Source organism: Paucidesulfovibrio longus DSM 6739, assembly GCF_000420485.1.
Lineage (GTDB): Bacteria > Desulfobacterota > Desulfovibrionia > Desulfovibrionales > Desulfovibrionaceae > Paucidesulfovibrio > Paucidesulfovibrio longus.
The window spans coordinates 230,138-253,833 of the sequence record NZ_ATVA01000014.1 but is presented as its reverse complement, the minus strand read 5'-3'; the positions used below and the strand labels follow the sequence as shown (position 1 = coordinate 253,833).

The following is a 23,696-nucleotide window of genomic DNA, read 5'->3' as shown; positions in this document are numbered from 1 at the left end:
CCAGCGGCGGCCCCTGGATGCGGATTTGCTCCGACATCCAGGGGCTGTGCGATGCTTTTGACGCGCTAGAGCTTGCTCTTGAGCACCATGTCCGTGATGGGCCCGCGCGAGCGCTCGCCCTTGAGCACGATGTGGGCGTAGTTCCGGAAGCCCTTGAGCTTCTTGACCACCCAGTTCAGGCCGTTGTTGGATTCGTTCAGGTAGGGGTGGTCCACCTGGCGGGTGTCGCCCAGGCAGATGCACTTGACCCCCTCGCCCATGCGCGTGAGCAGGGCGCGCGTTTCCCCGCGCGAGAGGTTCTGCATCTCGTCGATGATGACCACGGCGTTCTCGATGTTCATGCCCCGGATGAAGGCGATGGGCTGGACCTCGAAGCGCTTGGGGTTCAGGCGCAGGTTTTCCGAGGCCGGGTCCAGGAAGACGCGGTTGGCCGGGCGAAGGTCGTGGAGCTTGAGCAGCAGGTCGTGCACGTAGCGCACGTAGGGCAGCATCTTCTCTTCCACGTCGCCGGGCAGGTAGCCCAGCTTGGAGCCGATTTCCACCACGGGCTTGACCAGGTAGATCTTGCGGTAGGGATTGTCCTTCTTCTCCAGCGTCAGGAACAGGGCCGCGGCCAGGGCCAGGAAGGTCTTGCCGTAGCCCGCCTCGGACTGGATGGAGACGAGGTCGATGTCCGGGTGCAGCAGCAGCTCCAGGGCGAGGTTCTGGTAGACGCTGCGCGGCCGCACGCCCCAGACCTCGTTCTGCCAGGTCACGGGCCGGGGGCCGTCCGGGCCGTGGAACACGGGGGTGCCCGCCTCCCAGACGAAGCTGTTGGCCACGGGGTCGTCCCCTTCTTCAAGAAAGCCCGTATAGCGCTGCGATTCGGACCGGAAAGGATCGGAATCGCGGTACCCCTCGCACGCGATTCCGTAGACCTTGGCCTTGAGCTGGAGGATGCGGTCGTTGGTGATCAGGATGGGCTCGGACAGCTCGCCGCTCTTCTCGGCGTTGCCCACCTCCTTGAGGATCCTGTCGTCAAAGCACTCGTCGTGCAGATCCTTCGCGAAAACAGGATCCATGACCCGGACCAGCTCGTCGCGCAGCAGGGTCTGCACGGCCTGGCTGACAACATGCCCGATGCGGGCGTCTTTCTTGAGGCGATCGAGTTCGGAGAGGACGGTGTACGGGACGTGGATCTTGTTTTCCTGACCATTGCGCAGCGCGGCGATGCACTTGGGGTTCTCGATCAGGACGTTGGTATCGAGGACGAATCGCTTTTCAGCCATGTCTTACCGCTCCGTTGTAAAGTGTCGGCTGCTTCGAGCGAAGCATGCGCGCGGAAATCACGGGGCCGGACCTCGCCAAGAGTCTAGACAAAGTATTTCAAGCGGCCTTCCCCCTTGAAAGAAGTTCTAAAGTTGCTCTAGACGTAGCATGAAAGCGGGTTGCCGGGAAAGTTAAAAGCAGGTGACGAGAACCGGAAAAGGCTCGCTCTTCCTGGCTTCGTCCGCATCGGCGGCTGGTTGGACGGGTGTTTTTTTCCGCTGCGAACGCTGCGGATTATCGGAAAGCTATCGCAAATCGCAAGAAAGGCTTTTCAGCTCATCGGATCCATGGCTGCGGCCAGCTGCATGGCGATGTCCTTGATGTCCGCCTTGTAGGTTCCGGCGCGAATCTCTTCCTTGAGACGGCGGAGCTTGTCCTCGCGCCGGAGATTCTCCTGCCCGGATTCGCGGCCGCGCTGCCACTTGGCCGCGTCTATTTCGTCCTGCCGGGCGCGGCGGTGCGCGTCCAGGTCGATCCAATCGTGCATTCTGCCCCTCCGTAACGCGTTGCCCTGAAGGGGGGATACCCTCCCCCCAGGGGCCCCTTCCCTGGGATCCGAAGCGACATCCGTATCGCTCCGCGCAGGCGGATGGTCTCGGCCCGCCCGTGGCGATTTCCTGCAAAGGGAAACCGCCGTGGTCTTCTTATCGGCCGCGAGGGGGGGGAGATTAGGTTCGCCCCCTTTTTTTCTTTATCTTGAAAATCAGTATCTTGTCTTTGAAGCAAAGCCATGGTCCCGCTATTGTTCGCTTTCCGGCGCCGACGGGTTCCGGACAATTTCGCGATTCGCCGCCGCTCTGTTCGCCCGGCCTTTTCTTGCGCATTGCCCGCGCCCGCCGCAGCGGCTATACACGGAAGCATGTCCGAAAACCCGACCCAGGACGACCGGCGGGCCGACCCCGTTGCCGAGCCGCTGCGCATCTGCTGCGTGAGCGTTTCCCCGGCCATCCGCAGCGCCCTGGCGGATCAGGGCCACGAGGTGCTGCACCTCGCGCCGTTGCCGGGCGCGAGCCCGCACCTGCCCGCCCTGCTCGATCAGGCCGGCTTTCAGCCCGACGCCATTCTCCAGCAGGAAATCCTGCTGCCCCGCGTGCTGCTCGCGGGCCTGGGCGAACTGGACTGCATCAAGGCGTTCTGGGCCGTGGACCCGCACCTGAACGCCTTCTGGCAGTCCTGCTATTCCCGGCTCTTCGACGTGGTTTTCTCGACGCAGCGGCGCTGGCTGCCCGATCTCGCCCGCCATGGCGCCCCGAACGTCGTCCGCCTGCCCTGGTACGCGCGGGCCGGAGAATGGCACCCCTGGGCGGAACGCGAAACCCCGCTGGCCTTCGTGGGCCGCGTGACCCCGGAACGCCCGGCCCGGATGCGCTTCGTGCACATCCTGAAGGAGCGCTTCGGCCCGGACTTCGTCCACGCCCAGGATCTTGATCCCGCGGGAATGGCCCGACTCTATGCCCAGACCCGCATCGTGCCCAACGAATCCATCCTCGGCGAGGTCAATTTCCGGCTTTTCGAGGCCGCGCGGTTCGGCTGCCTCGTGGCAGGCCAGAACCTCGGCCCGGAACAGGACGAGCTTTTCGAACCCGGCAGGGAAACGCTCTGCTACGGCGACGCCCTGGAACTTCTCGAACTCCTGGATTTTTATCTTGCCCACGAGCGGCAGGCCACGGCCGTGGCCCGCGCCGGATGGGAACGGCTTCGCGCCGAGCATCAGCCCGAACACAGGGCCGCGACCCTGGTCCGCGCGCTGCGGGACGCTCCGCTCGTGGCGGCCAAAGGGAGGGAGGCCGACGCCTGGCTCGCGGCGGCCGCCGCGCAACTGCGCCGGGCAGGACGCCTGGACGCGGACCTGGAGCCGATTCTGGCCGCGCTGCGCCGCAACGAAGCCGAGCCCGCCTGCTGCGCCCTGCGCCTGCGCCTGCTGGCGGAAGAAGGAAAACAGGACGACCTGGCCGCGGAACTGCACGGCCTGCTGGCCCAGGGCGTCCACGCGGCCAGCCTGGAGGTCAACGCCGCCGCCAGCCTGGCCGCGCGCAGCGCCGGACTGCCGGACTACGCCAGGGCCTTCTGGCTGCGCCACGCGCAGGGACAGATGCGCAACGGCCGCACGCACCGCCCGGCCGAGACGGATGCAGGGGCGAACCTGGTGCGGCTTTGGGCCGGAGCGCTGCGCAAGGCCGGAGTGGCCGTGAACGCGGGCTTCGTCTTCCATGAGCAGCGGCACGTGCCCTCCTCGGCTGCGGACTGCCTGGCCCTGGCGCTGTTGGAGGCACCCGCGGACCTGGACCTCGTGCGCCAGACTGACGCCCTGTTCGCCTCCCTGCCCGGTCAGGAGCACGCCCGTCTGGGACTTCTCTCGACCCTGACGCTGCATCGCCGCGAGGATTGGCGGCTGGGCCTGGAGGCCGGACTGGTCAATCTGCGCGCCTTCCGCATCGAGGCCGGACGCGAGGAGCTGCAACTGGCGTTGAAGCTGGCGCGCGCCCAGGGAGCCGAGGCCCGGCTGCTTTCGGCCCTTGCCGGACGCGATCCTTCGGGCCGGATTCGGCGGCTGCTGGAATCGTAAGCCCTCCCCGGAACGCAGGACCATGAAAAAGCGCGCCCAGGATCGAATCCGGAGCGCGCTTTTCGTTGAATGCGTCTTATAGCTGCGGCTGCGGGCTACTGCTCCACGAACCACCCCGTCACGAATACCGTGACGCGCCGATTGCGCTGGCGGCCCGTTTCCGAGGAGTTGTCGCCCAGGGGGAAGTTCTCGCCGTAGCCCACGGACTGCAAACGGCTCGGCGCGATGCCGAACTGCTGCGAGAGATACTCGCGCACGGCTGCGGCGCGGTCGCCGGAGAGGTGGATGTTGGAGACGTAGGAACCCACCGCGTCCGCATAGCCCACGATCATGGCCGTGGTTTCGGGATAGCGGTTCATCAGGTCGCCCAGCTTGGCGATTTCGTCGTGGAATTCCGGACGGATCTCCGACTTGTTCGTGTCGAACTCGAGATAGAGGTCCATGCGCACGGTATGGAACTCGCGCTTGGGCGCGGGCGCGGGTGCGGGCAGTGCGGGCGCGGGCTTCATCTCCCAGAGGGCGTCGCGCACAAAGGCTTCCAGCTTGGCCGGGTCGTTGAGCAGATCCTCGCCGGAGGCCATCACCGTGCAGTGGTTCAGCGCGGCCAGACGGTCCACCTGGGCCTGCTCCGAAGGCGTGTTCGCGAAGCTGACGATATGCAGGCAGATGTCGTAATTGGCGTAGAGCTGCTCGGCAATGGGCTGGGGCAGCGGGCCTTCGTTCTGGCCGCCGTCCGTGAAGAGGATCACGGCGGAGGGACCGGGCACGGCCGAAATGGGCCAGGCCAGGTCGAACAATCCGTCGCCCAGGGGCGTGCGGTTGCCGAAGACCGGAACATCGTACGGCAGCTTCGCGGAGGCCTCCATGAACGCGGCCTGGTCGTGCAGGGCCAGGGGCCGCAGTTCCTGATACGGCGCGAAGCGGTACAGCGCGGTCTTGTAGCCCAGGTCCGGCATGACGCCGGTCATGCGCTGGAGCAGCTCGCGGGCGCTCGAAAGGTCGGTCTTCTTTGTTCCGTGGTAGTCGGACATCATGGAGCCGGACGTATCCACGCAGAAAAACACGTTGTCGGCCTTTCGGACCATCATGTCCTCCGCCTGGGACAAGGCAGGGAACAGCAACAGGGCGGCCAGGACGAGCAGGGCCGCGCCGGGAACCGGATATTTCATTTTCATGGCAACCTCCCTGGATTTGCCGATTTTTCATTATGTACGGGCACGGTCCCAAGGTCAACCACGAGGATGAACGCGGAATGATTCTTTCCGCATCTGGACAAGGCTGCCCGCATTCTTTAGGCTGACTGGCCTTCAACCAGAGGAGGTTTCATGCATCGCAACGGAAGCAGCCGACGCGATTTCCTCAAGGCCGGGGCCGCTCTGGCCCTCTTCGCCGCCACCAAAGCAGCGCCGCGCCCAGCGTTTGCCGCCGAGCAGGTCAACGGCACCCCCTGCGTGAGCAGCACGCGTGCGCTCATGGGAACCTTCGTGACCGTGACCGTGGCGCACTCCTCGCGCGGCTTTGCCGAGGACGCCGTTGGACGCGCCTTTGAACGCATGGGCGACCTGATTCCGTTGTTCGACCGTTTCGACGCGGCCTCTCCGCTTTCCGTGCTCAACGCCGAAGGCTCGCTGCAAGGCGGCCCCCCGGAGCTGGGCGGACTGCTGGAACACGCCCGCGACTTCCATTCCCTGACCGGCGGCGCCTTCGACCCCACGGTCAAGCCCGTGCTGGATCTCTTCGCGGCCACGGCGGCGCGCGACCCCAAGGTGCACGTTGCGCAGGAGGAAATCCGCGAACTGCTGCCCCTGGTGGACATGGCCGCCCTGCACATCGAGCCGCGCAGCCTGAGCCTGGGCAAACGCGGCATGGGCCTGACTCTGGACGGCATCGCCAAGGGCCGCATCGTGGATCTGGCCTCGGAAGCGCTGCTCGCCCTGGGCGCGGTCAACCACCTGGTGGACGCGGGCGGGGACATCCGCACCTCGGGCGAACGCGCCCTGGGGCGGCCCTGGGCCGTGGCCGTGCAAAACCCCGAGGGGGGAGAATTCCCGGACGTGTTCCGCATGCGCAACGGCGCAGTGGCCACCTCCGGAGCCTACGAGGTCTGGTTCGGCGAGAACCGCCTCTGCAATCACATAGTCGACCCGCGCTCCGGCCATTCGCCGGCGCTGCTTTCCAGCGCGACGGTCCGCGCGCGCCGCGTCGCCGACGCCGACGCTCTTTCCACGGCGCTGTTCGTTGCCCCGCCGCGCCAGGGTCTCGAATTGATCGATTCCCTGCCCGGCACCGAGGCCCTGCTGCTCACGGCGCGAGGCTCCCGTCTCGCTTCGCGCGGCTGGGACAACTCTCTTACCTGAACCTGAACAAAACGGAGAAATCAATGCTTCGCAAAGTGCTTGTCGTCGCGCTTCTCATCCTGCCCCTGCTGGCGGGCTGCAATCAGGAATCCGCCAAAAGCGGCGGCATCGCCGTGGTGGACATGACCCGCGTCCAGAAGGAAAGCGATCTGGTCAAACGCATCCAGACCCACCTCAGCGAAATGAACAACAGCCTGATGACCGAGGCCCTGGCCGCGGACAAGGCCCGCAAGGAATCTCCCAGCGAGGAGAACGACAAGGCCTTCAACGAGACCATGAGCCGCCTCCAGGGCTCCATGCAGGCCGAGCAGGAACGCCTGGGCGGCTACCTGGGCCAGGAACTGAAGCGGATCATGGAGGAGTATCGCACCGAGAAGAAGCTCGACGCGCTCCTGCTCAAGGAAACCGTGGCCGCCGTCGATCCTTCCCTGGACGTCACGGACGAGATCCTCAAGCGCCTGGACACGCTTGATCCCGGCCTGGAAGCCCCGGCCGCAGCGGAACAGCCCGCCGTGGAAGAAGCTCCCGCCGCCGGCGACCAGCCTGCCGTTGAAAGCGCTCCCGCTCCGGAAGCCGAACAGCCCGCCGCGGAAGGCGCCGCTCCCGAAGCGCCCGCCAAGCCCGCTGAATAGGCGAGCCCGGACACTGCAAGAACAAAGAAACCCGCCTTTCGGCGGGTTTCTTTGTTTCGGACAAGCGCCGGAGACAAGGCTCAGGTCGGAGACGCGCTCCCCGCGACATCGGCCATGTGGGCCATGTCGGCCAAGAATTCCCGCAGGACCGCGCCCATCTCCTCCCTTCGCCGCAAAACGACCAGCTCCACCTCGGGCAGCGGCGAATCCGCAATGTCCAGATAGTCCACCCCCACGCGAGCGGAGCGGCGCATGCCCGCCGGAACGAGCGCCACGCCCAGCCCCGCCGCCACCAGTCCCACGGCGGCCTGCTTGCTGGCGGTCTCCTGCGCGACGCGCATGGTCATGCCCCGCGACTCGAATGCCGCGGCCATGCTGTCGTAGAGGCCCGGATTTCCCTCCCGGGGATACAGCACCAGCGGCAGGTCGCGCAGCGATTCGAAAGGAACGCCTCCGTCCCCGGCCTTGATCCGTCCGGCCGCGACGGCCAGCACGTAGGGCTCGCGCAGGAACGCCGCGGCGCGAAACCCCTCCGGGCTCCCGAAGCCGCGCACCAGGGCGGCGTCCAGCTCCCGGCGGGCCAGCTTTTCCCGCAGGGACTTGGAATCGCCCTCGACCATCGCCAGCTCCACGTGCGGCCTGCGCGCGCGAAAGCGCGCCACGGCTTCCGGGAACGGCGTGCTCGCCGCCATGGGAATGAAGCCCACGCGCAGCCGCCCGGCCGCGCCCCGGACCATGGCCGACACGTCCGCCACCCCGCGCTCCACGGCCCGGAAGATCTCCCTGGCCATCGCCGCGACGCGCTCGCCCTCGGCAGTCAATGCGACCCGGCGGCTGCTGCGCAGCAGGAGACGCGCGCCGAGTTCCTCCTCCAGGGCGGCCACCTGCCGGGACAACGGCGGCTGGGACACGTGCTCCCGCTCGGCCGCGCGGGAAAAATGCAGCTCCTCGGCAACGGCCAGGAAGTATCTAAGTTGTCTCAATTCCATAATCATACTTTTTTTGCATCAACATGAAACAAACAAGACATTGGACGCATGGATGATCTTGCCGTCAGATGAGCCATCACGTCAACCAAGGAGGCCTGAATGCATTCGAAGCGGTATGAAAAAGGATTGGAACAACTGATCGCCCTGGACGGCGAAGCGGGCGAGGCCGTGGTCCAGCGCCTGGAAAAGCTCTTCCCGGACATGGGCCGCCTGATGGTGGAGTTCGGCTTCGGCGACGTGTTTTCCCGGCCGGGGCTGGACATGCGCTCCAGGGAGATCGCCACCCTCGGCGGGCTCATCGCCCTGGGCCACGCCCAGCCGCAGCTCGCAGTCCATACGCACGCGGCGCTGAACGTGGGCGTCACCCAGGAGGAGATCCTGGAAATCGTCCTGCACATGGCGGTCTACACGGGATTTCCAGCGGCCCTGAACGCCCTCTTCACCGTGTCGTCGGTCTTTGCCGAGCGCGACGGCAAAGCGGCGTACGCCGCATCCTGACGTCCTGAACGCGACAGGCGCCGGAAACGTTTTCACGTCTCCGGCGCCTGTCGCCTTTCCGGTTCAAGCGGGGCCGACCTAGCGAAGATACTCCCCGGCCTGGCTCAGGACGCGTTCGAGATCGTCCCGGAAAGCCGGAAAAATCTCCCGGATTTTCGCGATGTTTCCGCTTCTCCCGGCCATCTCCAGTTCCAGGGCCTTCTGTTCCAGGGCCGCGATGCGGATGACTCCGGTCATGCCCTTCAGGGAATGGGCCGCCGTGACCACCGCTGCCGCGTCTCCTTCCTCGACGCCGCGCGTCAGCGCCGCGAGGCGCAGGGGAGCGTCCTCGACATAGGCCCTGAGCAGTTCCTCCAGGAGTTCCTCGTCGTTGTCCAGGCTTTCCATGAGACGTTCGGCGTCGAATGCTATTCTTTCGGACATCATTACACGTATCCTTTCCGGCTTGGTCTGCCTTTCCTTACATTTCGGAAGGCTGGGCCAGCTTCTGGTCTGGTCCGATCCCCTTGCCGCGCCAACCTGCGGCACCGCAACGGCACGTTCCGTTTCCGCGGTCCCCGGAAGGCACGTGCCTATGCCTTCACGCGATCCTGACTTTTCTGTACCATCCGGGGAGGAAAGTGCAACATTTTTCAAGCATTCGTCTCCCTGGCGCAAACAGCAGCCCCGCCCCTGCCCGCTTCGAAGCGGTGCGCAGGGGCGGGGTCCGGCGGCTGCGGGCGAGCTAACGCTTGATTCCGATCAGGGTGTTCAGGATCGCGTCCGAGGTGGTGATGACCTTGGTGTTGCTCTGGAAGCCCCGCTGGGTCACGATCAGGTCCGCGAATTGTTCGGCCATGTCCACGTTGGACATCTCCAGGGAGTTGCCATAGACCGCACCGCGGCCCTCCTCCCCGGCAAATCCTTCCAGGGCGGCTCCCGAATCCGGGCTCTCGGAGAAGAGATTGCCGCCTTCGCGGCGCAAGCCGTACTCGCTGTTGAAGCGGTAGAGTCCCACCTGGTAGAGCTTCTCCTCCTGGCCGTTGGTGAACTGCCCGGTGATGAAGCCCTTTTCGTCCACGATCAGCCCGCGCAGATACCCTTCGGCATATCCGTCCTGGCGCGCGGCCAGCGTGGTGGAGCCCCACTCGTAGTTGGTGGTGGAGTAGGCGTCCTTGGCGGGCGTGGCCATGTTGCCCAGGGCGGCCACGTCCTTGCCCACCGCGCCCGCCGACCCGGCGACGTTCGTGTTCCAGGACGCCGAAGAGGTGGTCAGGCCGAAATTGAGGGACAGATCCTGCGACGCGGTTCCGCTGAAGGTGGCGCTGAACACGGGCGCGCCCTCGGCGCTGAAGGAGGCCGGGGTCCAGTTGCTGAGCACGGACGGGTCCGAGCCCGTCAGGCTGAAGGCGGTCTGCCCGGTCAGCTCGCCGTACTTGTTGAAGGTCAGCACGCCCATGCCCAGCAGCCCCGCGCCCGAGGTGCCCGCTGCGGCGGAGCCGTCCTCCGAGGGAGGCATGGTCACGAGATATTCCCAGTAGCTGCTGCCCGCGGCGGTGTTGCTCAGGGTCGAGGTGTCCACGGGGTCGAAGTGCACCGTGAGGTTATGGGCCGTGCCGTTTTCGTCGTAGACCTTGAGCGCGGTGTCGTAGCCCGTGGCAAAGCCGAGCGGGTCGTCGTTGAGCCCGTTCCAGGCCTTGGCCATGGCGAAGAAGGGATCGGCCGCGTCCGTGTAGCTGTCCCCGGTGGCGTAGTCCAGGTTGGTTTGCAGGGTGATGGCCGTGGTGGCCTTGGGCTCGGAAACGATGGCCGGAACGGTTTGCCCGTTGACCACGATCTCCTGGTACGGAAGGCGGATGTCCTCCATGGAGCCCACGGCGCCCGTGGCGCGGTCCACGGCGCCGCCCTGGACGCGGTAGCCCTGGGGCGTGAGCAGGTAGCCCTGCTGGTCGAAGCGAAACACGCCCGCACGGGTGTAATATTGGTTCCCGTCCTCCGGGTTGACCACGCCGAAAAATCCGTTGCCGGAAACGGCCATGTCCGTGGCCGTGGTCGAATTCTCGAACGAGCCTTGCAGAAAGCTGGTCCGTATGGACGCCACGCCCACGCCGAGCCCCTTCTGGCTGGTCTGGACCACGGAGTCCCCGCTGCGGGTCGTCCCGCAGGCCAGCTGCTCGCTGATGAGGTTCTGGAACAGCGCGTCCGCACGCTTGTATCCGGAGGTGCTCACGTTGGCGAGATTGTTGCCGATCACGCCCATGCGCTGCCCGTGGCTGACAAGCCCGGTCGCGCCGATGTACAATGATGAAAATGCCATGACGACTCCTTGGGATGTCCGCGAACATGCGGACGCTCTCCTTGCTCCGGTTTCCTCCCCTGCTCCGAAGGAGCGGGCCCGGAAAAAACTTCCCCGCTCAAGGAAGAGCAACCCTTGTGCCAAAGGTTGAGTTTTATTTTTCTGGATTTCGAAACCTTTTTTTTCGCAAAGAGGATATGCTCCGGCCAGAGGGCCGGGCATCGGGCCTGTTCCCGGAAGACCGATCCGGGAACAGGCCGCCAACGGGAATGCCTGCACCCGGAGGAGGCGAACATGCGTGTTTTTCCGCACAAAGGACCATGGAGCGTTTCGGCCCGCTTTCGGGCGCTGCTCGGCGGGCTGCTGGCGGCGCTGATTATGCTGGCGACGTCGCATCCCGGCCTGGCCCAGCCGGCCCCGCCCACGGACCAAGAGACTCCAGTCGTCGTAAGCGGCGCGGACGCCGGGGGCACGGGCTCGGAGCCGGGAGCGGCCCTGGACGCCGGAAACGGCGACGAGGCGGCGCAGGCCATGCACGACCCCGTGGCCGCAGCGGAAGCGGCGGCGGCCAGGGCAGGAGCGGACACGCTCGAGGCCGAGCAGAACCTGGCCGAGGCCATCCAGTTCGGCGATCCCGCCGCCATAGAGGACGCCAACATGGCTCTGGACAGATCGCGGGCAGGCTTGCGGGACGCGGAAGAAACCCTGAACCGGGCCAGGGAGCGCAGGGAGCGCGCCGTCGACGTCGCGCCCGGGCAGACCGGCCTGGACGCCGCCCAAGGTGCCGCCGCACAGGACCAGAAAGCCTACGCGCCCCAGGTCCGGCCGCGCACGACCACGAACCGGAACGAGCAGCAGAGCGGACTCGGCGTGACGCCCCGCGCCACGCGCCAAGGTCCGGACGACATTCCCGAAGACGCGGCCACCCGCAGCTGGAACAGCCGCGAGCAGGTCCAGCCCGACGGCCAGGGACGATCCCAGGAAAGGGAACGCGCCCAAAAGAGACACCGGCTCGGCGTCCAGACCGGCAAAAAGAACTGAACGCCGCTCCCGGAAAAGAAAAGGCCCGGCATAGCCGGGCCTTTTGTCGCGCTCACTCGCCGGGATCCTTCATTTCCCGGCCTGTTCGGGCCAGGGAATCGTATAGCCGCGCATACCGCGCAGCCATGGCTTCCAGGGAATAATCGCGGATCATGCGCATTCTGCCTTCGCAGCCCAGGCGGGAGCGCTCCGCAGCGGGCAGGTCCAGAAGGCGCAGCATGGCCCTTGCCAGCGCATCCGGGTCGCCGGGCCGGACGATCTCGCCGGAGCGGCCCACGATGGCGGCGGAGTCGCCCACGTCCGTGGCCACGCAGGGCACCCCGCAGCAAAGCGCCTCGCCGAGCACGTTGGGGAAGCTCTCCCCCATGGACGAGGACGCGCAGAGGTCCAGCCCGGCAAGGAAGCGTTCCACGTCCCTGCGCTGCCCCAGCAGATGCAGCCTGCCGTTCAGCCGGGCCTGCTTGGCCCAGCGGTCCAGCTGCTCGTTTTCCGGATCCACCCCCTGCCCGCAGCAGACGAAGTGGACGTCCGGACGCTGGGCGGCCGCGATTCCTGCGGCGCGCACAAAAGTGCGATGGTCCTTCATGGGATCGAAACGGGCGGCCATGCCCACGAGGAGAGATTCGGGAGGAACGCCCAGCTCGCGGCGCAGCAGCGCCGCCGCTGCGGGCTGGGACCGAAACAGTCCCGCGTCGAAGCCGTTGGGGATGACCTCGAACCGACGCGGGCTGTAGCCCAGGGAGATATGCCGGTCCACGGCGGCGCGGGAGTTGGCCGCCACGGCGTCGGGAAGGCCGGACAGCCGGGCGCAGAGCCGCACGGTCCAGGCCGTGGAGCGCCGATACTGCGAAAAATCCATGAACGAACAGCGCAGGTTCCAGGCCACTGCGGGGCGGCGGCCCAGGGGAAACGCCGTTCGCGCCGCAACCAGTCCGAGCAGGTCCGCATGGTAGAGCCAGGTCTGGACCACGTCGGGGTGGTGCTCGTGCAGCAGGGAAACGAGCCGGACCAGAGCCAGCGGGGAGGGAAGCCCCCGGCTCATGCCCAGGTCCAGCAGCTCGGCGCCGGACGCGACGATGCGCTCGCCCATCAGCCCAGGCTTGATCATGCTCACGACCACGGGCTGGTAGAGGCCGGCGTCCATGCTCTCGAGCAGCTTGGCCAGCATGGTTTCCGCCCCTCCGGTCTCCAGGGCGGTGATCAGATGCAGAATCTTCATCGCCGATTCCCTCGCCGAAAGCCGCGGCGGTTGACACCCTTTCGACTCATGCCGTACCTAATTTCCAACGTGCAGCAAAGCGAGGTGCGCATGTACAAACCGTTCAACCAGTTCGATGCCCTTGCCCTGGCCGCGATCGTCGCCCTGGCGCTGTTCTGCCGACATTACGCCCAGGTGGACGCCCAGGTGGAAGGCAGCGCCCTGGCGCACATCTTCGGCTCCCTCGCGGACATCGCCGGAAAGACGTTCTGAAACCGGGCTACTGGGCCGCGCCCTGGGCAGCGCCCTGCCCGGCGACAGCCGCCGCGTCCGCTTCCGGCGCGGCACCGTCCTTGATCTTCTGGTTCATCTCATATTCCATCTTGTCCAGCAGCAGCCGCGACATATTCAAAATTTCCTCCAGCCCCTGGCGCACGACCTTTTCCTTGAACTGCTCGTCGTTTCCGAGGTCCACCAGAGGCTTCGTCGCGGCGGAGGCGGCTTCCCCAGCCTTGGCCTCCAGGGCGGCGAGACGTTCGTCCACGGCGGCGACGCGCTCGTCCATCTGCCGTTCCAGTTCGTCCAGGCGGGCCTGAAGCCGCGCGTTCTCGGTTTCCAGGGCGTCCAGCCGATTCTGCAGGGCCGGGTCCGGAGCGGGCTGCGCCGTCTGCCCGGAAGCGGGCTCGCCGGGCTGCTCCAGCCCCTGCACGGTCGTGAATCCCGCCGGATCCTCGGTTCCCCCCTTCTCCATGGTGCAGCCCGCGAAAAGGGCCAGGGCCGCCATACAGGCGGCGGTCAGAATGATCTTGCGCATGTGGCCTCCATTGTCCGGCACGGCTGGCCGGGGATTGTCGTTGATGCATGAATAGCAGAACCGGGCGCATCTTGTCGAATCCAACCAAGAGGGAAGCGGCCTGGACTCCTGCGCCTCCGGAGGGTATTCTGGCATTTATTTTTCTCAAAAGCGGCAGCGCCCCGCCCAAGGAGGCTCCATGAACCGACCCCGCCGCCGGATTCGTTTCCGGGCGACCATGTTTTCCCTCGCGCTTCTGCTCGGGCTGCTTTGCGCGGCGGCCGTGCTCCCCCTGCCTGTCCATGCCCAGGACGGGAACCCCGCAGTGCGGCTCTTCCGCGACTACGCCCTGGACATGGCCCGCCGGGAGGTGCTCGCCCGTGCCGGAGCCTACGACTGCTCGGACCTGCTCGGCCCGGACGCGGTCTGCATGGACCAGGTGCGTTTCCTGGATCAGGAATGGGACATGGACTTCAGCTTTTCCAGCAATGGCCTGCGCACTGTTTCCCTGCGCGCGCCCTTCAGCCGGGAGCTCTACGCCCGTGCGTTCGCGGCCCTGGACGAACGCTTCGAGCTGGTCGCCTTGCAGTCGGACGCACCCCAGCTCGACCTTGTGGCGCTCTGGCGCGGGGCGGCTGATTCCGGCGAAGCCTCGCGCCGCATGGCCGAATACGAGGCCGAGGGCATGGCCCGAAGCAATCTGGTCTATGTTTTTCTGGAGCGCGGCGGCGTGCACGAGGCCTTGCAGCAGGCCCGCGACCTGCGCGAACTGCTCGCGGACACCCGGCCCGGCACGCGTTCCGCCGGACTGGCCCTGCGCAAGGACGGCGCGGGCTCGGACTGGATCGTGCTGCAATTCGACGCGGTGCGCCGGGACGCGGCGAGCGGAATGGAGCGCTGACGACAGCGAAAGGCACGGGAGGGGAATCGCCCGAAAACGCTCCGGAGGATCGGAAACTGCTTTTCGGCAAAAAGCACGGCCCGATCAGACGGCAGGGGGGCACGGGGTCGTGATTGCTGTCTGTCCGGGCCGTGTGGTCCCCGAATCGGGAGTCGCATTGCGACCTTGCGCGCATATTGCCGCAAAACTGGAAGGGGTGTCGATAGGGGGGATTCCCGATCTTCTGGGCGAAAGGCCCTAATTCATCCGGGGTTCAGCTTGCCCAGGTGTCGAGGTCGATGAGTCCGAGCTTGGCCGCGTAGCGCACCAGTTCCACGGTGCTTTGCAGGCCGAGCTTTTTCATGATGTTCGCGCGGTGGTTTTCCACGGTCTTGGGGCTGATGTAGAGCCGCTCGGCGACCTCGCGGGTCACGAGTCCCTCGGCCAGCAGGCGCATGACCTCCTGCTCCCTGGGGGTCAGCAGCTTGTAGGGATCGTCCGCCGCGCCCTGTCTGCCGTTGCGCGACTTGAGCAGCTTCTCCACGACCTCGCCGGAAAGGGCGCTGTCCAGGAAGATCTGCCCGCGCGCCACGGTGTCCAGCCCGCGCAGCAGGCCCTCGCTGGCCGAGTCCTTGACCATGTAGCCCGTGGCCCCGGCCTGGAAGGCTTCCACGATGTAGTCCGCGTTGGCGTGCATGCTCACGATGATGAACTGGATGTCCGGCATGATCTGGCGCAGCTCACGGATGAAGGCGATGCCGTTCTTGCCGGGCATGGTGATGTCCACGAGCATGATGTCCGGGCGCACATCCTTGACCTTGCTGAGGGCTTCCTGGGCGCTGCCCGCCTCCCCGCTGACGCGGAAACGGTCGCTCCTGCCGATGAGCGCCTTGAGGCCCTCCCGGAAAAGCGGATGGTCGTCCACAATCATCACGCGCTTGAACTGGTCTTTCATAGTCATGCCACCTTGATTCCAGCCTTTTGGCTTATGTCGCGCCACATGCCGTTGTCGATAGGGAAAACCCCCAAATCCCCAGAATCATGGGCAGCGCAGGACTTCCAGCCGATTCGGCCCCGCCGCCTTCGCTTTATCCAGCCCGGAGCGCAGCCGCTCCACCAGGCTTTCCTGGGTGTCCGCGGCGGCCACTTCGGCCACGCTGAGAGAGATCGTAATGCGCTGGCCGTCCGCAAAAGCGAGACGCTCCGCGAGACGCCGCAGCTTTTCCGCTAGGTGCGCGGCCAGGTCCACCCGCACGTGCGGAACAAGCACCATAAACCGCCCGCCCTGCCAGCGGAAGAGAGAATCCGTCGAACGCAGATTCGCGGCAAGGGCTTCGCCCAGCGTCCGCAGAACCTGGTCCCCCGCGCGAAAGCCGCGCTCACGGTTGATCCGGCCCAGGCCGTCCACGTCCAGCATGATGCAGGAGGTGACCACGCCGTAGCGCCGGACGGATTCCAGCTCCCGCGCCAGGACGCTCTCCAGCATGGTCCTGGTGAACGCTCCGGTCAGCTCGTCCCGTCCGGACAGTTCGGCCAGCCTGCGCCGCAGCTCTTCGGTTTCTTGCTGCCTTGCCGCGGCCGCGCGCCGGATGCCGCTGTAGACCACGACGGCCTGGCCCAGGAGCAGCGCCCCGCCGAGCAGCGCCAGCAGCAGGGGAAGCGAAGACTCCCCGCCGACGGCGTCGGTCGGCACCAGGGCGAAAGGCCCGGCCAGCAAAAGAATTCCGATGGCCGCCAGACTGGCGGCATAGAGCGTGATTGCCCGGTTTTCCATTCCTCCCTCCCCCGATTTCCGTGGCCGTCGAAGGCCGATCCTCCCTCTTTCTCTTCCGGTGTATCCGCTGCGCCCGGAAAAATCCAGACGGCACGCTTTTTCCCGTCGCTTTCTCAGGCTTGATTGTGCCCCCGGTTGAACATATAGAGATGGAAGAAAAAAAAGGAAATCCAGGACAGATGCTGCTTTCGCGCTACCAGCTCACCCTCTATTCGAATTGGGGAAAACCGCTCCTGACATTGAGCGCGAACGGCTTGGCCCTTCTTTTCCTGCCTCTTCTGCTCCTGGTCCTCGCCTTCGGCAACGGCTTTCTCGCCGTACACTGGCACCAATGGCGCGAACTCAAGTCCTACGAATCCGCCCTGCTGGAGCAGCGCCGCCGGCTCTCCCACGACATCCTGCTCCAGACATCCGCGCTGAACGAGATGGAAAACCAGGTGGTGCGCATCGTGGATTTCAACACCAAGCTGCGCATCATGCTCAACATCGCGGATTCGGGCGACGACGCGGCCTCGCTCGCGCTCAGCCCGCGCGACCGCCTCGGCCTGGAACGGCTGCCCGCGCTCTATGGGCGCAACCATTTCCGGGCCATGCGCATGCGGCTCGACCGCGTTGACGGCGAGACGATCTCCGAGGAAGTGCGCCAGCAGCGCATCGGCCACGCCATTGCCGAACAGCTCGAAACCCTGGCCACCATCCCCGTGATCATGCCCACGCGCGGGCGCTTCTCCTCTCCCTTCGGCTGGCGCAACGACCCCTTCAACGGCGGCCGCCGCTTCCACAAGGGCATCGACCTGACCGCGCCCACGGGCACCCCGGTCCGCGCGGCGGCCAACGGAATCATCAGCCACCTGGACCGCTCCCCCTCCTACGGGCTGGTCATCGTCATCACCCACAGCAGCGAGCTTTCCACGCGCTACGCGCACCTGAGCAAGGTGGCCGTTGTGGAAGGCCAGCGCGTGCTGCGCGGCCAGATCGTCGGCTTCGTCGGCAACACAGGGCGCAGCAAGGCGCCCCACCTGCACTACGAGGTGCACCAGCACGACAAGCCCGTGAATCCCCGCAACTACATCCTGCAATGAACGCGAACCCCCCCGGAACATTCCGTTCCGGGGGGCCTGCCATGCTCGGAGCGAGGCGAAAGACGCGCCTATTCCGACTCCGGGTCGCGCTCCAGCGTGTACGTCAGGGCGTGCATGCCCGAATCGTCCAGCGGTCCCAGGCTCACGGAAAAATCCTCCCAGGTCCAGCCGTAGAGCGGGCCGAGCTGGCGGCCGGGGCCGAACTTGGAGATAAGCATGTCCTTGACCAGAAAGGCGTTCACGTCGCCCTGCATGGTCAGGATCACGGAGCGCAGGCGATCCTTGCGGAAATAATAGGCCACGGAAACGATGCTGGCCTCGCCCAGGGTCGGGGGCTCCCCTTCCCGGTAATAGACGTCCTTGAAGCGTTCGCCCGCGCGGGGCATGCGCTCGGAAACGGGGTGCAGGCCGGGAATCTCCTCCAGCGTCGCGCCGAAGCGCGCGCCCCGAAAGTCCTCCGGACGACGGGCGTCCGGGTAGCCGGGTCCGGCCGCCAGAGCCGAGCCCGCCAGCAGCGCGCCCAGCAGGGCGAGAACCAGGAGCGTCGGTTTTCCAATCGTCCGCATTGCACGCTCTCCTTGCTTTCTTTGAGGCTCAGATCAGAGACGAACCGCTGAGCATCTCGATGAACCGCTTGTATACGCTCATGTCGAAGGCCCCGGCCATCTCGTGCCGCATGAGGATCAGGGCGTCGTAGGCCCGCATGGCCGGCGCGTAGGGCCGGTTCGAGGTCAGCGCGTCAAAGACGTCCGCGATGGTGATGCACTTCACGGCCAGGGGGATGTCCATGCCTCCGATGCCCGAGGGGTAGCCCGTTCCGTCCATGCGCTCATGGTGGAACAGAATGCAGTTGAAGGTGCGCTGGCTGATGTCCAGCCCGGCGCAGAGGGCCACGCCCTGGACCGAATGCGTCTCCACCAGGCTGCGCTCCTCCTGGGTCAGAGCGCCGCGCTTGTTGAGCACCTTCAGCGGGATGCGCGTCTTTCCGATGTCGTGGAGCATGGCTCCCAGGCCGTATTCGAAATGTTCCTCCTCCGGAACGTCGAAACAGGCCAGCAGCGACAGGGCGTAGACGAAGACGTGCAGGCTGTGGGTGTAGGTCTTGTAGTCGTGGCTGATGAACGGCCCGATGGCCTTGAGCGCCCGCTCGTCCTTGAGGAAATCCATGCTCTGCCGGACCATGCTTTCGATGCGGACGAACTTCTCCTCCATGAGCCTGGGGGGGAGCTTGTCGTTGAAGGCATCCCGGACCACGTTGGCCGTGGCCTCGTAAAACAGCCGCGAACGCTCCTGCATGGGCAGGGATTCGTCCGTGAGGATGCCGCCGAGATTGTCCTCCACGTATTTGTCGAATCCGGGCTTCTCCACGGTCTGGACAAAGACCTCCCCGACCCCGCTCTCAAAGAGCTTGACCCGCTGCTCCGCGGTGAACTTCTCGCCGGAGCGCGCATAGAGCACGAATTCCTTGTTCTGCCGCAAATAGACAGAAAACTCGCCCAATGCCTCGGGGACGAGGATCAGGGGAGAGACGGGAAAAAAGGAGGCCGGAATCCAGTTGCGTTCTTTTTTTTCCATGGAGGTCATGTTCTGCGTTCGCCTTCTCGCCGGTCCTAGTGGGGGTAGAACAGGAAGAAGAGCAGGGAAATGGCCGAAAGCACCCACATGCCCGCGGGAACCTCCTCGGGCTTGCCCACGAGAATCTTCATCACGGGATAGGCCACGAAGCCCGCGGTCATGCCGATGCCGATGTTGTAGGTGAAGCTCATCAGGACCAGGGTCAGAAAGGCGGGCAGCAGCTCGTCCATGCTCTTGAAGTTCATGTCGCCCGCGCCGGACATCATGAGCATGCCCACCACCACCAGACTGGGGCCATACGCGCAGGCCGGAACCGCCGTCAACAGCGGCGCCATGAACAGGGCCAGAAGAAAGAGCAGCGCCGTGACCACGGCCGTCAGGCCCGTGCGCCCGCCGGACTCGATGCCCGTGGCGGACTCGATGTAGACTCCGGCGCTGGTCGTGCCCAGGCAGGCCGCCACCACCGTGGTCATGGCGTCCACGAGCAGCGGCTTCCTGATGTCGGGCACGTCGCCGTTCTCGTCGAGCATGCCTCCCGCCTGATGCACGGCGTGCAGCGTGCCCATGGTGTCCACGAAATCCATGACCAGCACGGTCAGGATCACGGAAAAGAAGCCCCAGGCCAGCGCCCCGCCAACATCCATCGCCAGGAAGGTCTCGCCCAGGGAGGGCGGCAGGCCGAACCAATGCTCGGGAATCGGGGCCGCGCTGATGCCGAAGGCCATGGCCGAGATCACCAGGATGCCGATGATGATCGCGCCGGGAGTGCGCCAGGCCATCAGCGCGGACATGAGCACGAAGCCGCACACGGCCAGGAAGACGTTCATGTCCCCGAAATTGCCGAGACTGACGGGAACGCCGGGGGCCGCGCTCTGGGTGATGACCCCGGTGGTCATCAGTCCGATGAAGGTCAGAAACAGGCCGATGCCGATGGTGAAGCCCTGCTTCAGGCTCTTGGGAATGGAGCGCACCAGCCATTGCCGGACGCCGAAGAGGGTGATGAGCATGAACAGCACGCCGCTGATGAAAATGGCGCCGAGGGCCGTCTGCCAGGAATAGCCGAGCACCCCGCAGACCGTGTAGGCGATGAAGGCGTTCTCGCCCATGTAGGGGGCCACGGCCAGGGGACGGTTGGCATAGAGCCCCATGGCCAGCGTGCCGAAAAATGCGGAAAGGATGGTGGCCACCATGCTCGCGCCCACGGGAATGCCCGCGTCCCGGAGGATCAGCGGATTGACCACGATGATGTAGGACATGGTCACGAACGTGGTCAGCCCGGCCACAAGCTCGCGCGGGACGGTGCTCCCGGAGTTTCTTACTTTGAACCAACGGTCAAGGGCCGCAAGCATGCTTTTTCCTCCTCGGCGAACCATGATCTGCAACGCGGACGCGCCCCTCGCCCATGCTTGCGGCGGGGGCCTGTATTTCATGCGGAATCGGAACGCTTCAGGGGTCGAGGTTCCGCTCCTGCCCGGAAAACAGCTCGTTCAAGAGTTCGGCGAATATCTTGAAGTCGAGCGGTTTGGCAAGGTATCCGTCCATGCCCAGCTCCAGGAAGCGCTCCATGTCGCCTTCCATGGCGTGGGCCGTGAGCGCCACCACGGGCAGCCCGCGCGGGATTCCGTCCACCCCGGCGCGGATGCGGCGCACGGTTTCCACGCCGTCCAGCACGGGCATCTGGATGTCCATGAAGACCACGTCGAAAGGTCGCCCCTCGGCTGCGGCTTTCTCCAGCGCGTCCAGGGCCAGCTGGCCGTTTTCGACGCCCACGGGGTCATGCCCGAGCTTGCGCAGAAAGCGCTCCGCCAGGATCATGTTCACGTTGTTGTCCTCGGCCACGAGCACCCGCAGGGAACGCTCCGGAGTGACCGGAAGCGGTGCGCTCTCCCTGGGCTCTTCCTCGTCCACGGCTTCGCCGGGGAGCGCGCTCTGGGCAAAGACCGTGAAGACGATGTCGGTCCCCTTGCCCAGCTCGCTGCCGACGCAGAGCGAGCCATGCATCATGTCCACCAGTCTCCGCACGATGCCGAGGCCGAGGCCCGTGCCCTGATAGCGCCGGGAAGGGGCCTCGTCCGCCTGGACGAACGGTTCGAAAATCCGCTCCAGATTGTCATCGGCTATGCCGATGCCCGTGTCCTCGATCTCGAAGTAGAGCTGGAGGTCGCCGCGCGGGTCCGAGCGATGGAAGGCATGCACCCGGACGCGCACGCTGCCCCTGTCCGTAAACTTGACCGCGTTGCCCACGAGATTGAAGAGCACCTGCCGCAGCCGGGACTCGACACCGTTGAGAACCCTGGGCACCGCGTCGCTGACCTCGAACTCCAGGTCGACGCCCTTGCTGCGGGCCTGCTCGGCCAGGGCGCGCTCCACGGTGCGCAGCATGGCCGCCATGGAAAAACGCTCTCGCGGGGAGTGCATGCGCCCGGATTCGATCTTGGAATAATCGAGGATGTCGTTGATCACGGCCAGCAGCCCCAGGGCCGAGCCCAGGGCCGTGCCCACATATTCGGCCTGCTCCCCGGAAAGCTCCGTCAGGTTCAGGAGCTGGAGCATCCCGATGACGCCGTTCAGGGGCGTGCGGATCTCGTGGCTCATGTTCGCCAGGAAACGGCTCTTGGACTCGGCCAGGAACTCGGCCTCGTCCTTGGCGCGGCGCAGCTCCTCCTGAAGACGCCGGGCCTCGGTGATGTCGCGGACCACGCCCACGAGCAGCCGCCCGCCGTCGCGCCCCTGGAAAACCGCCTTGCTCGTGGCCAGCAGCCGCCAGACCCCGGAGGCGTCCCAGAAATCTTCCTCGTGCATGACCTTGCCGCCGCTCCGCAGGGCGCGGTCGTCCATGGCTGCGAATCCCTCGGCCTGCTCGGAATCGAAGAGTTCCCAGGTGGTCCGTCCCACCACGTCTTCGCGCCCGCGTCCGAGCAGCACGCACATGGCCCTGTTGGCCATGACGTAGCGATGCGCGCCGTCCTTGACGTAGACGGGATCGGGCACGGCGTCGATGATGCTCTCGACGAAATCCTTGGCCTGCTGGGCTTCGAGCTGGGCCGCGCGCCGCACGGTCACATCGTGCAGGGAGCCGACCACCTTGCGGCTGCTTTCCGAGTCCGAGACGAGGCGGGCCGTGACCGAAAAATAGCGCACGGTCCCGTCCTTGTCGCGGAAGCGTATCTCCTGGTCCGACACGTGGCCGAACCGCTCCAGCTCCAGGAGCATCCGTTCGCCGTCCTCCGGGCCGTCCAGCAGCGGAAGAACCCCGGTTTCGAGTATCTCCTGCCGGGTGTAGAAACTGATGCGCTCCACTGCGGGGCTGATCTCCAGGATGTTGCCCTCGAAATCGCACTCGAAGTAGACGTCCTGAATATTTTCAAAAATGTCACGATACTTGCGCTCGCTGCGGGCCAGGGCCTCCTCGGTCTGCTTGCGCAGGGAGATGTTCGTCAGCCGCCCGGCAGCGCCGAGGTATTCTCCGTTTTCCACCAGGGCGCGCGCGGCCATGCGCACCCAGACCGGAGTGCCGTCCTGCGCCAGGATGCGGCATTCCGCGCTGGCCTCGCCCGTCTCCAGGATGGCACCGAGCGAGGAAACGAGCGCCTGCCTGTCCTGGGCATGCACCAATTCCTCGAGGCGGCGGCCATGCAGCCCCTCCGGCTCCAGCCCCGCGAGACGGATCATGGCCGGGCTGACGTATGTCAGCTCGCGGTCCGGGCCCAGGGTCATGATCACGTCGCTGATGCTCTCGACCACCTGCCGGAACCGCGCGTCCGCCCGGCGGCCCGCCTCCTCGGCGAGCTTGCGGCGCGTCAGGTCGCGGGATACCACCACCACGTGGGTCACGCCCGCGCCGTCCTCGCGGTAGGGCGTGTAGGTGACTTCGTAATAGCCCTCGGGCTGGCCGGGAAAACCGAACCAGGCCTCGTAGACCACTTCCCGGCCGGAAAGGCATTCGTCCAGGGCCTGCTTGATCACCCCGCTGAAGACGCGCTCGCTCCAGACCTCGGAAACGTGCCGTCCCAGAGGGTTGCGGCAGATGGCCTTGACCGATTCCAGAAAGGCCCGGTTCGCGGCCTTGTACTGGTAGTCCCTGCCGATCAGGCTCATGGGGTCGCGGGTGGCGTCGGTCATGAAAAGATGACGCCGAAGCATGCTCTCGGTCTGGCGCGTGGCGGTCACGTCCCGGGCCACGCCTTCCACGTGGGTCGGCCGGCCGTCCTTGCGCACCAGGATGGTGCGCAGCAGGATGCGGCGCTCCTGGCCTCCCCGCGTGACGACGGCGATCTCGTATTCGCCCTCGTTGCGGCCCGCGTCCATCTGGCGCAGCGCCTCTTCCACGTAGTCGAGCCAGCGGGGGTGGATCACTTCCCGGAAGATGCCGGGAGTTCCGCAGAATTCACTCCGGACGTAGCCGGTGAGCGCTTCCATGGCGGGATTGATGTATTCGAAGGTGCGGTCGCGCAGGCGCAGGCGGAAAAGCCCGTCCGGAACGCCGTCCGCGAGTCGCCGGAAAAAGCGGCGCTCCCCGCCGCTTTCCCGCGCCTCGAGGAGCAGGCCCTCCAGCTCCCGGCCCATGACGAGTCCCTGTTCTCCGGCTTCTCCGGCTGCCAGGCGCTCAACGCACGCGGCCAGCTTTTCGAGCAACTCGTCGAGTCGGGGATGCATGCAGTCTCCGGGATTGAATGTTCAATACCCTCATTCAATAGCCCAAAGCAGCCCGGCTATCAATGTCCCCCC

22 protein-coding genes are annotated in these 23,696 nt (G+C 65.9%); 8 read left to right on the top strand and 14 right to left on the bottom strand.

Going from position 1 to position 23,696, the window contains the following annotated elements; genetic code table 11:
- Window positions 1–65: 65 nt before the first annotated feature.
- Complete coding sequence (locus tag G452_RS0110355; RefSeq protein WP_022662190.1) at window positions 66–1,268, bottom strand: PhoH family protein; 1,203 nt, start codon at window positions 1,266–1,268, stop codon at window positions 66–68.
- 311 nt (window positions 1,269–1,579) lie between these two features.
- Window positions 1,580–1,795 carry a flagellar biosynthesis anti-sigma factor FlgM gene (locus G452_RS0110350; protein WP_022662189.1) on the bottom strand — a complete coding sequence of 72 codons (216 nt, stop codon included), beginning with the start codon at window positions 1,793–1,795 and terminating at the stop codon, window positions 1,580–1,582.
- Between the two features lie 372 nt (window positions 1,796–2,167).
- Between G452_RS0110350 and G452_RS19050 the strand changes: the two genes are divergently transcribed.
- On the top strand, window positions 2,168–3,874 hold the full coding sequence (locus G452_RS19050) for a glycosyltransferase (protein WP_022662188.1): 1,707 nt from the start codon (window positions 2,168–2,170) through the stop codon (window positions 3,872–3,874).
- Between the two features lie 95 nt (window positions 3,875–3,969).
- On the opposite strand, the gene G452_RS19045 is transcribed toward G452_RS19050, so the two are convergent.
- Window positions 3,970–5,049, bottom strand: coding sequence for an OmpA family protein (locus tag G452_RS19045; protein ID WP_022662187.1), 1,080 nt, complete (start codon window positions 5,047–5,049; stop codon window positions 3,970–3,972).
- Window positions 5,050–5,199: 150 nt separating this feature from the next.
- On the opposite strand from G452_RS19045, the gene G452_RS0110335 reads away from it, so the two are divergent.
- Entirely contained in the window at window positions 5,200–6,231 is a 1,032-nt protein-coding gene (locus G452_RS0110335) for an FAD:protein FMN transferase (protein WP_022662186.1), read from the top strand.
- A gap of 23 nt (window positions 6,232–6,254) precedes the next feature.
- A complete protein-coding gene (locus G452_RS19040) occupies window positions 6,255–6,863 on the top strand; it encodes an OmpH family outer membrane protein (protein ID WP_022662185.1) in 609 nt (202 codons plus the stop codon).
- Window positions 6,864–6,943: 80 nt separating this feature from the next.
- Here G452_RS19040 and G452_RS0110325 read toward each other — a convergent pair whose 3' ends face one another.
- Window positions 6,944–7,846: a LysR family transcriptional regulator gene (locus G452_RS0110325; protein WP_162141297.1), complete on the bottom strand. Its 903-nt coding sequence runs from the start codon at window positions 7,844–7,846 to the stop codon at window positions 6,944–6,946.
- A gap of 105 nt (window positions 7,847–7,951) precedes the next feature.
- On the opposite strand from G452_RS0110325, the gene G452_RS0110320 reads away from it, so the two are divergent.
- Window positions 7,952–8,350: a carboxymuconolactone decarboxylase family protein gene (locus tag G452_RS0110320; protein WP_022662183.1), complete on the top strand. Its 399-nt coding sequence runs from the start codon at window positions 7,952–7,954 to the stop codon at window positions 8,348–8,350.
- 78 nt (window positions 8,351–8,428) lie between these two features.
- Here G452_RS0110320 and G452_RS19035 read toward each other — a convergent pair whose 3' ends face one another.
- Window positions 8,429–8,776: an Hpt domain-containing protein gene (locus tag G452_RS19035; RefSeq protein ID WP_022662182.1), complete on the bottom strand. Its 348-nt coding sequence runs from the start codon at window positions 8,774–8,776 to the stop codon at window positions 8,429–8,431.
- A 298-nt stretch (window positions 8,777–9,074) separates the two neighbouring features.
- Entirely contained in the window at window positions 9,075–10,646 is a 1,572-nt protein-coding gene (locus G452_RS0110310; RefSeq protein WP_022662181.1) for a flagellar hook protein FlgE, read from the bottom strand.
- 273 nt (window positions 10,647–10,919) lie between these two features.
- Here G452_RS0110310 and G452_RS0110305 point away from each other — a divergent pair, with 273 nt between their 5' ends.
- Complete coding sequence (locus G452_RS0110305; RefSeq protein ID WP_155887664.1) at window positions 10,920–11,666, top strand: hypothetical protein; 747 nt, start codon at window positions 10,920–10,922, stop codon at window positions 11,664–11,666.
- Window positions 11,667–11,718: 52 nt separating this feature from the next.
- On the opposite strand, the gene G452_RS19030 is transcribed toward G452_RS0110305, so the two are convergent.
- Window positions 11,719–12,885 carry a glycosyltransferase gene (locus G452_RS19030; protein WP_022662179.1) on the bottom strand — a complete coding sequence of 389 codons (1,167 nt, stop codon included), beginning with the start codon at window positions 12,883–12,885 and terminating at the stop codon, window positions 11,719–11,721.
- A gap of 90 nt (window positions 12,886–12,975) precedes the next feature.
- Here G452_RS19030 and G452_RS19025 point away from each other — a divergent pair, with 90 nt between their 5' ends.
- Window positions 12,976–13,137, top strand: a complete 162-nt coding sequence (locus G452_RS19025; RefSeq protein ID WP_022662178.1) for a hypothetical protein — start codon at window positions 12,976–12,978, stop codon at window positions 13,135–13,137.
- 7 nt (window positions 13,138–13,144) lie between these two features.
- Here the strand turns inward: G452_RS19025 and G452_RS0110290 are convergent, their stop codons facing one another.
- Window positions 13,145–13,678, bottom strand: coding sequence for a hypothetical protein (locus G452_RS0110290; RefSeq protein ID WP_022662177.1), 534 nt, complete (start codon window positions 13,676–13,678; stop codon window positions 13,145–13,147).
- Between the two features lie 178 nt (window positions 13,679–13,856).
- Here G452_RS0110290 and G452_RS0110285 point away from each other — a divergent pair, with 178 nt between their 5' ends.
- Window positions 13,857–14,558: a hypothetical protein gene (locus G452_RS0110285; RefSeq protein WP_022662176.1), complete on the top strand. Its 702-nt coding sequence runs from the start codon at window positions 13,857–13,859 to the stop codon at window positions 14,556–14,558.
- 253 nt (window positions 14,559–14,811) lie between these two features.
- On the opposite strand, the gene G452_RS0110280 is transcribed toward G452_RS0110285, so the two are convergent.
- Both G452_RS0110280 and G452_RS19020 read right to left on the bottom strand, forming a co-directional pair.
- Complete coding sequence (locus G452_RS0110280) at window positions 14,812–15,498, bottom strand: response regulator (RefSeq protein ID WP_027189165.1); 687 nt, start codon at window positions 15,496–15,498, stop codon at window positions 14,812–14,814.
- A 78-nt stretch (window positions 15,499–15,576) separates the two neighbouring features.
- The gene (locus G452_RS19020; RefSeq protein WP_040368531.1) at window positions 15,577–16,311 is read right to left on the bottom strand and encodes a GGDEF domain-containing protein; all 735 of its coding nucleotides are present in this window, start codon (window positions 16,309–16,311) and stop codon (window positions 15,577–15,579) included.
- Window positions 16,312–16,490: 179 nt separating this feature from the next.
- Between G452_RS19020 and G452_RS19015 the strand changes: the two genes are divergently transcribed.
- Entirely contained in the window at window positions 16,491–17,393 is a 903-nt protein-coding gene (locus tag G452_RS19015; protein ID WP_022662175.1) for a M23 family metallopeptidase, read from the top strand.
- 68 nt (window positions 17,394–17,461) lie between these two features.
- Here the strand turns inward: G452_RS19015 and G452_RS0110265 are convergent, their stop codons facing one another.
- From G452_RS0110265 to G452_RS20630, 4 genes are all read right to left on the bottom strand, one after another.
- Window positions 17,462–17,959 carry a hypothetical protein gene (locus tag G452_RS0110265; RefSeq protein ID WP_022662174.1) on the bottom strand — a complete coding sequence of 166 codons (498 nt, stop codon included), beginning with the start codon at window positions 17,957–17,959 and terminating at the stop codon, window positions 17,462–17,464.
- A gap of 28 nt (window positions 17,960–17,987) precedes the next feature.
- Window positions 17,988–18,977, bottom strand: coding sequence for an HD-GYP domain-containing protein (locus tag G452_RS0110260; protein ID WP_022662173.1), 990 nt, complete (start codon window positions 18,975–18,977; stop codon window positions 17,988–17,990).
- Window positions 18,978–19,003: 26 nt separating this feature from the next.
- Complete coding sequence (locus G452_RS0110255; RefSeq protein WP_022662172.1) at window positions 19,004–20,317, bottom strand: NCS2 family permease; 1,314 nt, start codon at window positions 20,315–20,317, stop codon at window positions 19,004–19,006.
- Between the two features lie 97 nt (window positions 20,318–20,414).
- Window positions 20,415–23,624 (bottom strand): PAS domain S-box protein, encoded by a 3,210-nt coding sequence (locus tag G452_RS20630; protein WP_022662171.1) that lies wholly within the window; start codon window positions 23,622–23,624, stop codon window positions 20,415–20,417.
- Window positions 23,625–23,696 lie beyond the last annotated feature (72 nt).

Bases quoted from the DNA above. Each gene is read 5' to 3' on its own strand.
- G452_RS0110355 (WP_022662190.1), bottom strand. From the start codon at position 1,268: ATGGCTGAAAAGCGATTCGTCCTCGATACCAACGTCCTGATCGAGAAC.
- G452_RS0110350 (WP_022662189.1), bottom strand. From the start codon at position 1,795: ATGCACGATTGGATCGACCTGGACGCGCACCGCCGCGCCCGGCAGGAC.
- G452_RS19050 (WP_022662188.1), top strand. From the start codon at position 2,168: ATGTCCGAAAACCCGACCCAGGACGACCGGCGGGCCGACCCCGTTGCC.
- G452_RS19045 (WP_022662187.1), bottom strand. From the start codon at position 5,049: ATGAAAATGAAATATCCGGTTCCCGGCGCGGCCCTGCTCGTCCTGGCC.
- G452_RS0110335 (WP_022662186.1), top strand. From the start codon at position 5,200: ATGCATCGCAACGGAAGCAGCCGACGCGATTTCCTCAAGGCCGGGGCC.
- G452_RS19040 (WP_022662185.1), top strand. From the start codon at position 6,255: ATGCTTCGCAAAGTGCTTGTCGTCGCGCTTCTCATCCTGCCCCTGCTG.
- G452_RS0110320 (WP_022662183.1), top strand. From the start codon at position 7,952: ATGCATTCGAAGCGGTATGAAAAAGGATTGGAACAACTGATCGCCCTG.
- G452_RS19035 (WP_022662182.1), bottom strand. From the start codon at position 8,776: ATGATGTCCGAAAGAATAGCATTCGACGCCGAACGTCTCATGGAAAGC.
- G452_RS0110310 (WP_022662181.1), bottom strand. From the start codon at position 10,646: ATGGCATTTTCATCATTGTACATCGGCGCGACCGGGCTTGTCAGCCAC.
- G452_RS0110305 (WP_155887664.1), top strand. From the start codon at position 10,920: ATGCGTGTTTTTCCGCACAAAGGACCATGGAGCGTTTCGGCCCGCTTT.
- G452_RS19030 (WP_022662179.1), bottom strand. From the start codon at position 12,885: ATGAAGATTCTGCATCTGATCACCGCCCTGGAGACCGGAGGGGCGGAA.
- G452_RS19025 (WP_022662178.1), top strand. From the start codon at position 12,976: ATGTACAAACCGTTCAACCAGTTCGATGCCCTTGCCCTGGCCGCGATC.
- G452_RS0110290 (WP_022662177.1), bottom strand. From the start codon at position 13,678: ATGCGCAAGATCATTCTGACCGCCGCCTGTATGGCGGCCCTGGCCCTT.
- G452_RS0110285 (WP_022662176.1), top strand. From the start codon at position 13,857: ATGAACCGACCCCGCCGCCGGATTCGTTTCCGGGCGACCATGTTTTCC.
- G452_RS0110280 (WP_027189165.1), bottom strand. From the start codon at position 15,498: ATGACTATGAAAGACCAGTTCAAGCGCGTGATGATTGTGGACGACCAT.
- G452_RS19020 (WP_040368531.1), bottom strand. From the start codon at position 16,311: ATGGAAAACCGGGCAATCACGCTCTATGCCGCCAGTCTGGCGGCCATC.
- G452_RS19015 (WP_022662175.1), top strand. From the start codon at position 16,491: ATGCTGCTTTCGCGCTACCAGCTCACCCTCTATTCGAATTGGGGAAAA.
- G452_RS0110265 (WP_022662174.1), bottom strand. From the start codon at position 17,959: ATGCGGACGATTGGAAAACCGACGCTCCTGGTTCTCGCCCTGCTGGGC.
- G452_RS0110260 (WP_022662173.1), bottom strand. From the start codon at position 18,977: ATGACCTCCATGGAAAAAAAAGAACGCAACTGGATTCCGGCCTCCTTT.
- G452_RS0110255 (WP_022662172.1), bottom strand. From the start codon at position 20,317: ATGCTTGCGGCCCTTGACCGTTGGTTCAAAGTAAGAAACTCCGGGAGC.
- G452_RS20630 (WP_022662171.1), bottom strand. From the start codon at position 23,624: ATGCATCCCCGACTCGACGAGTTGCTCGAAAAGCTGGCCGCGTGCGTT.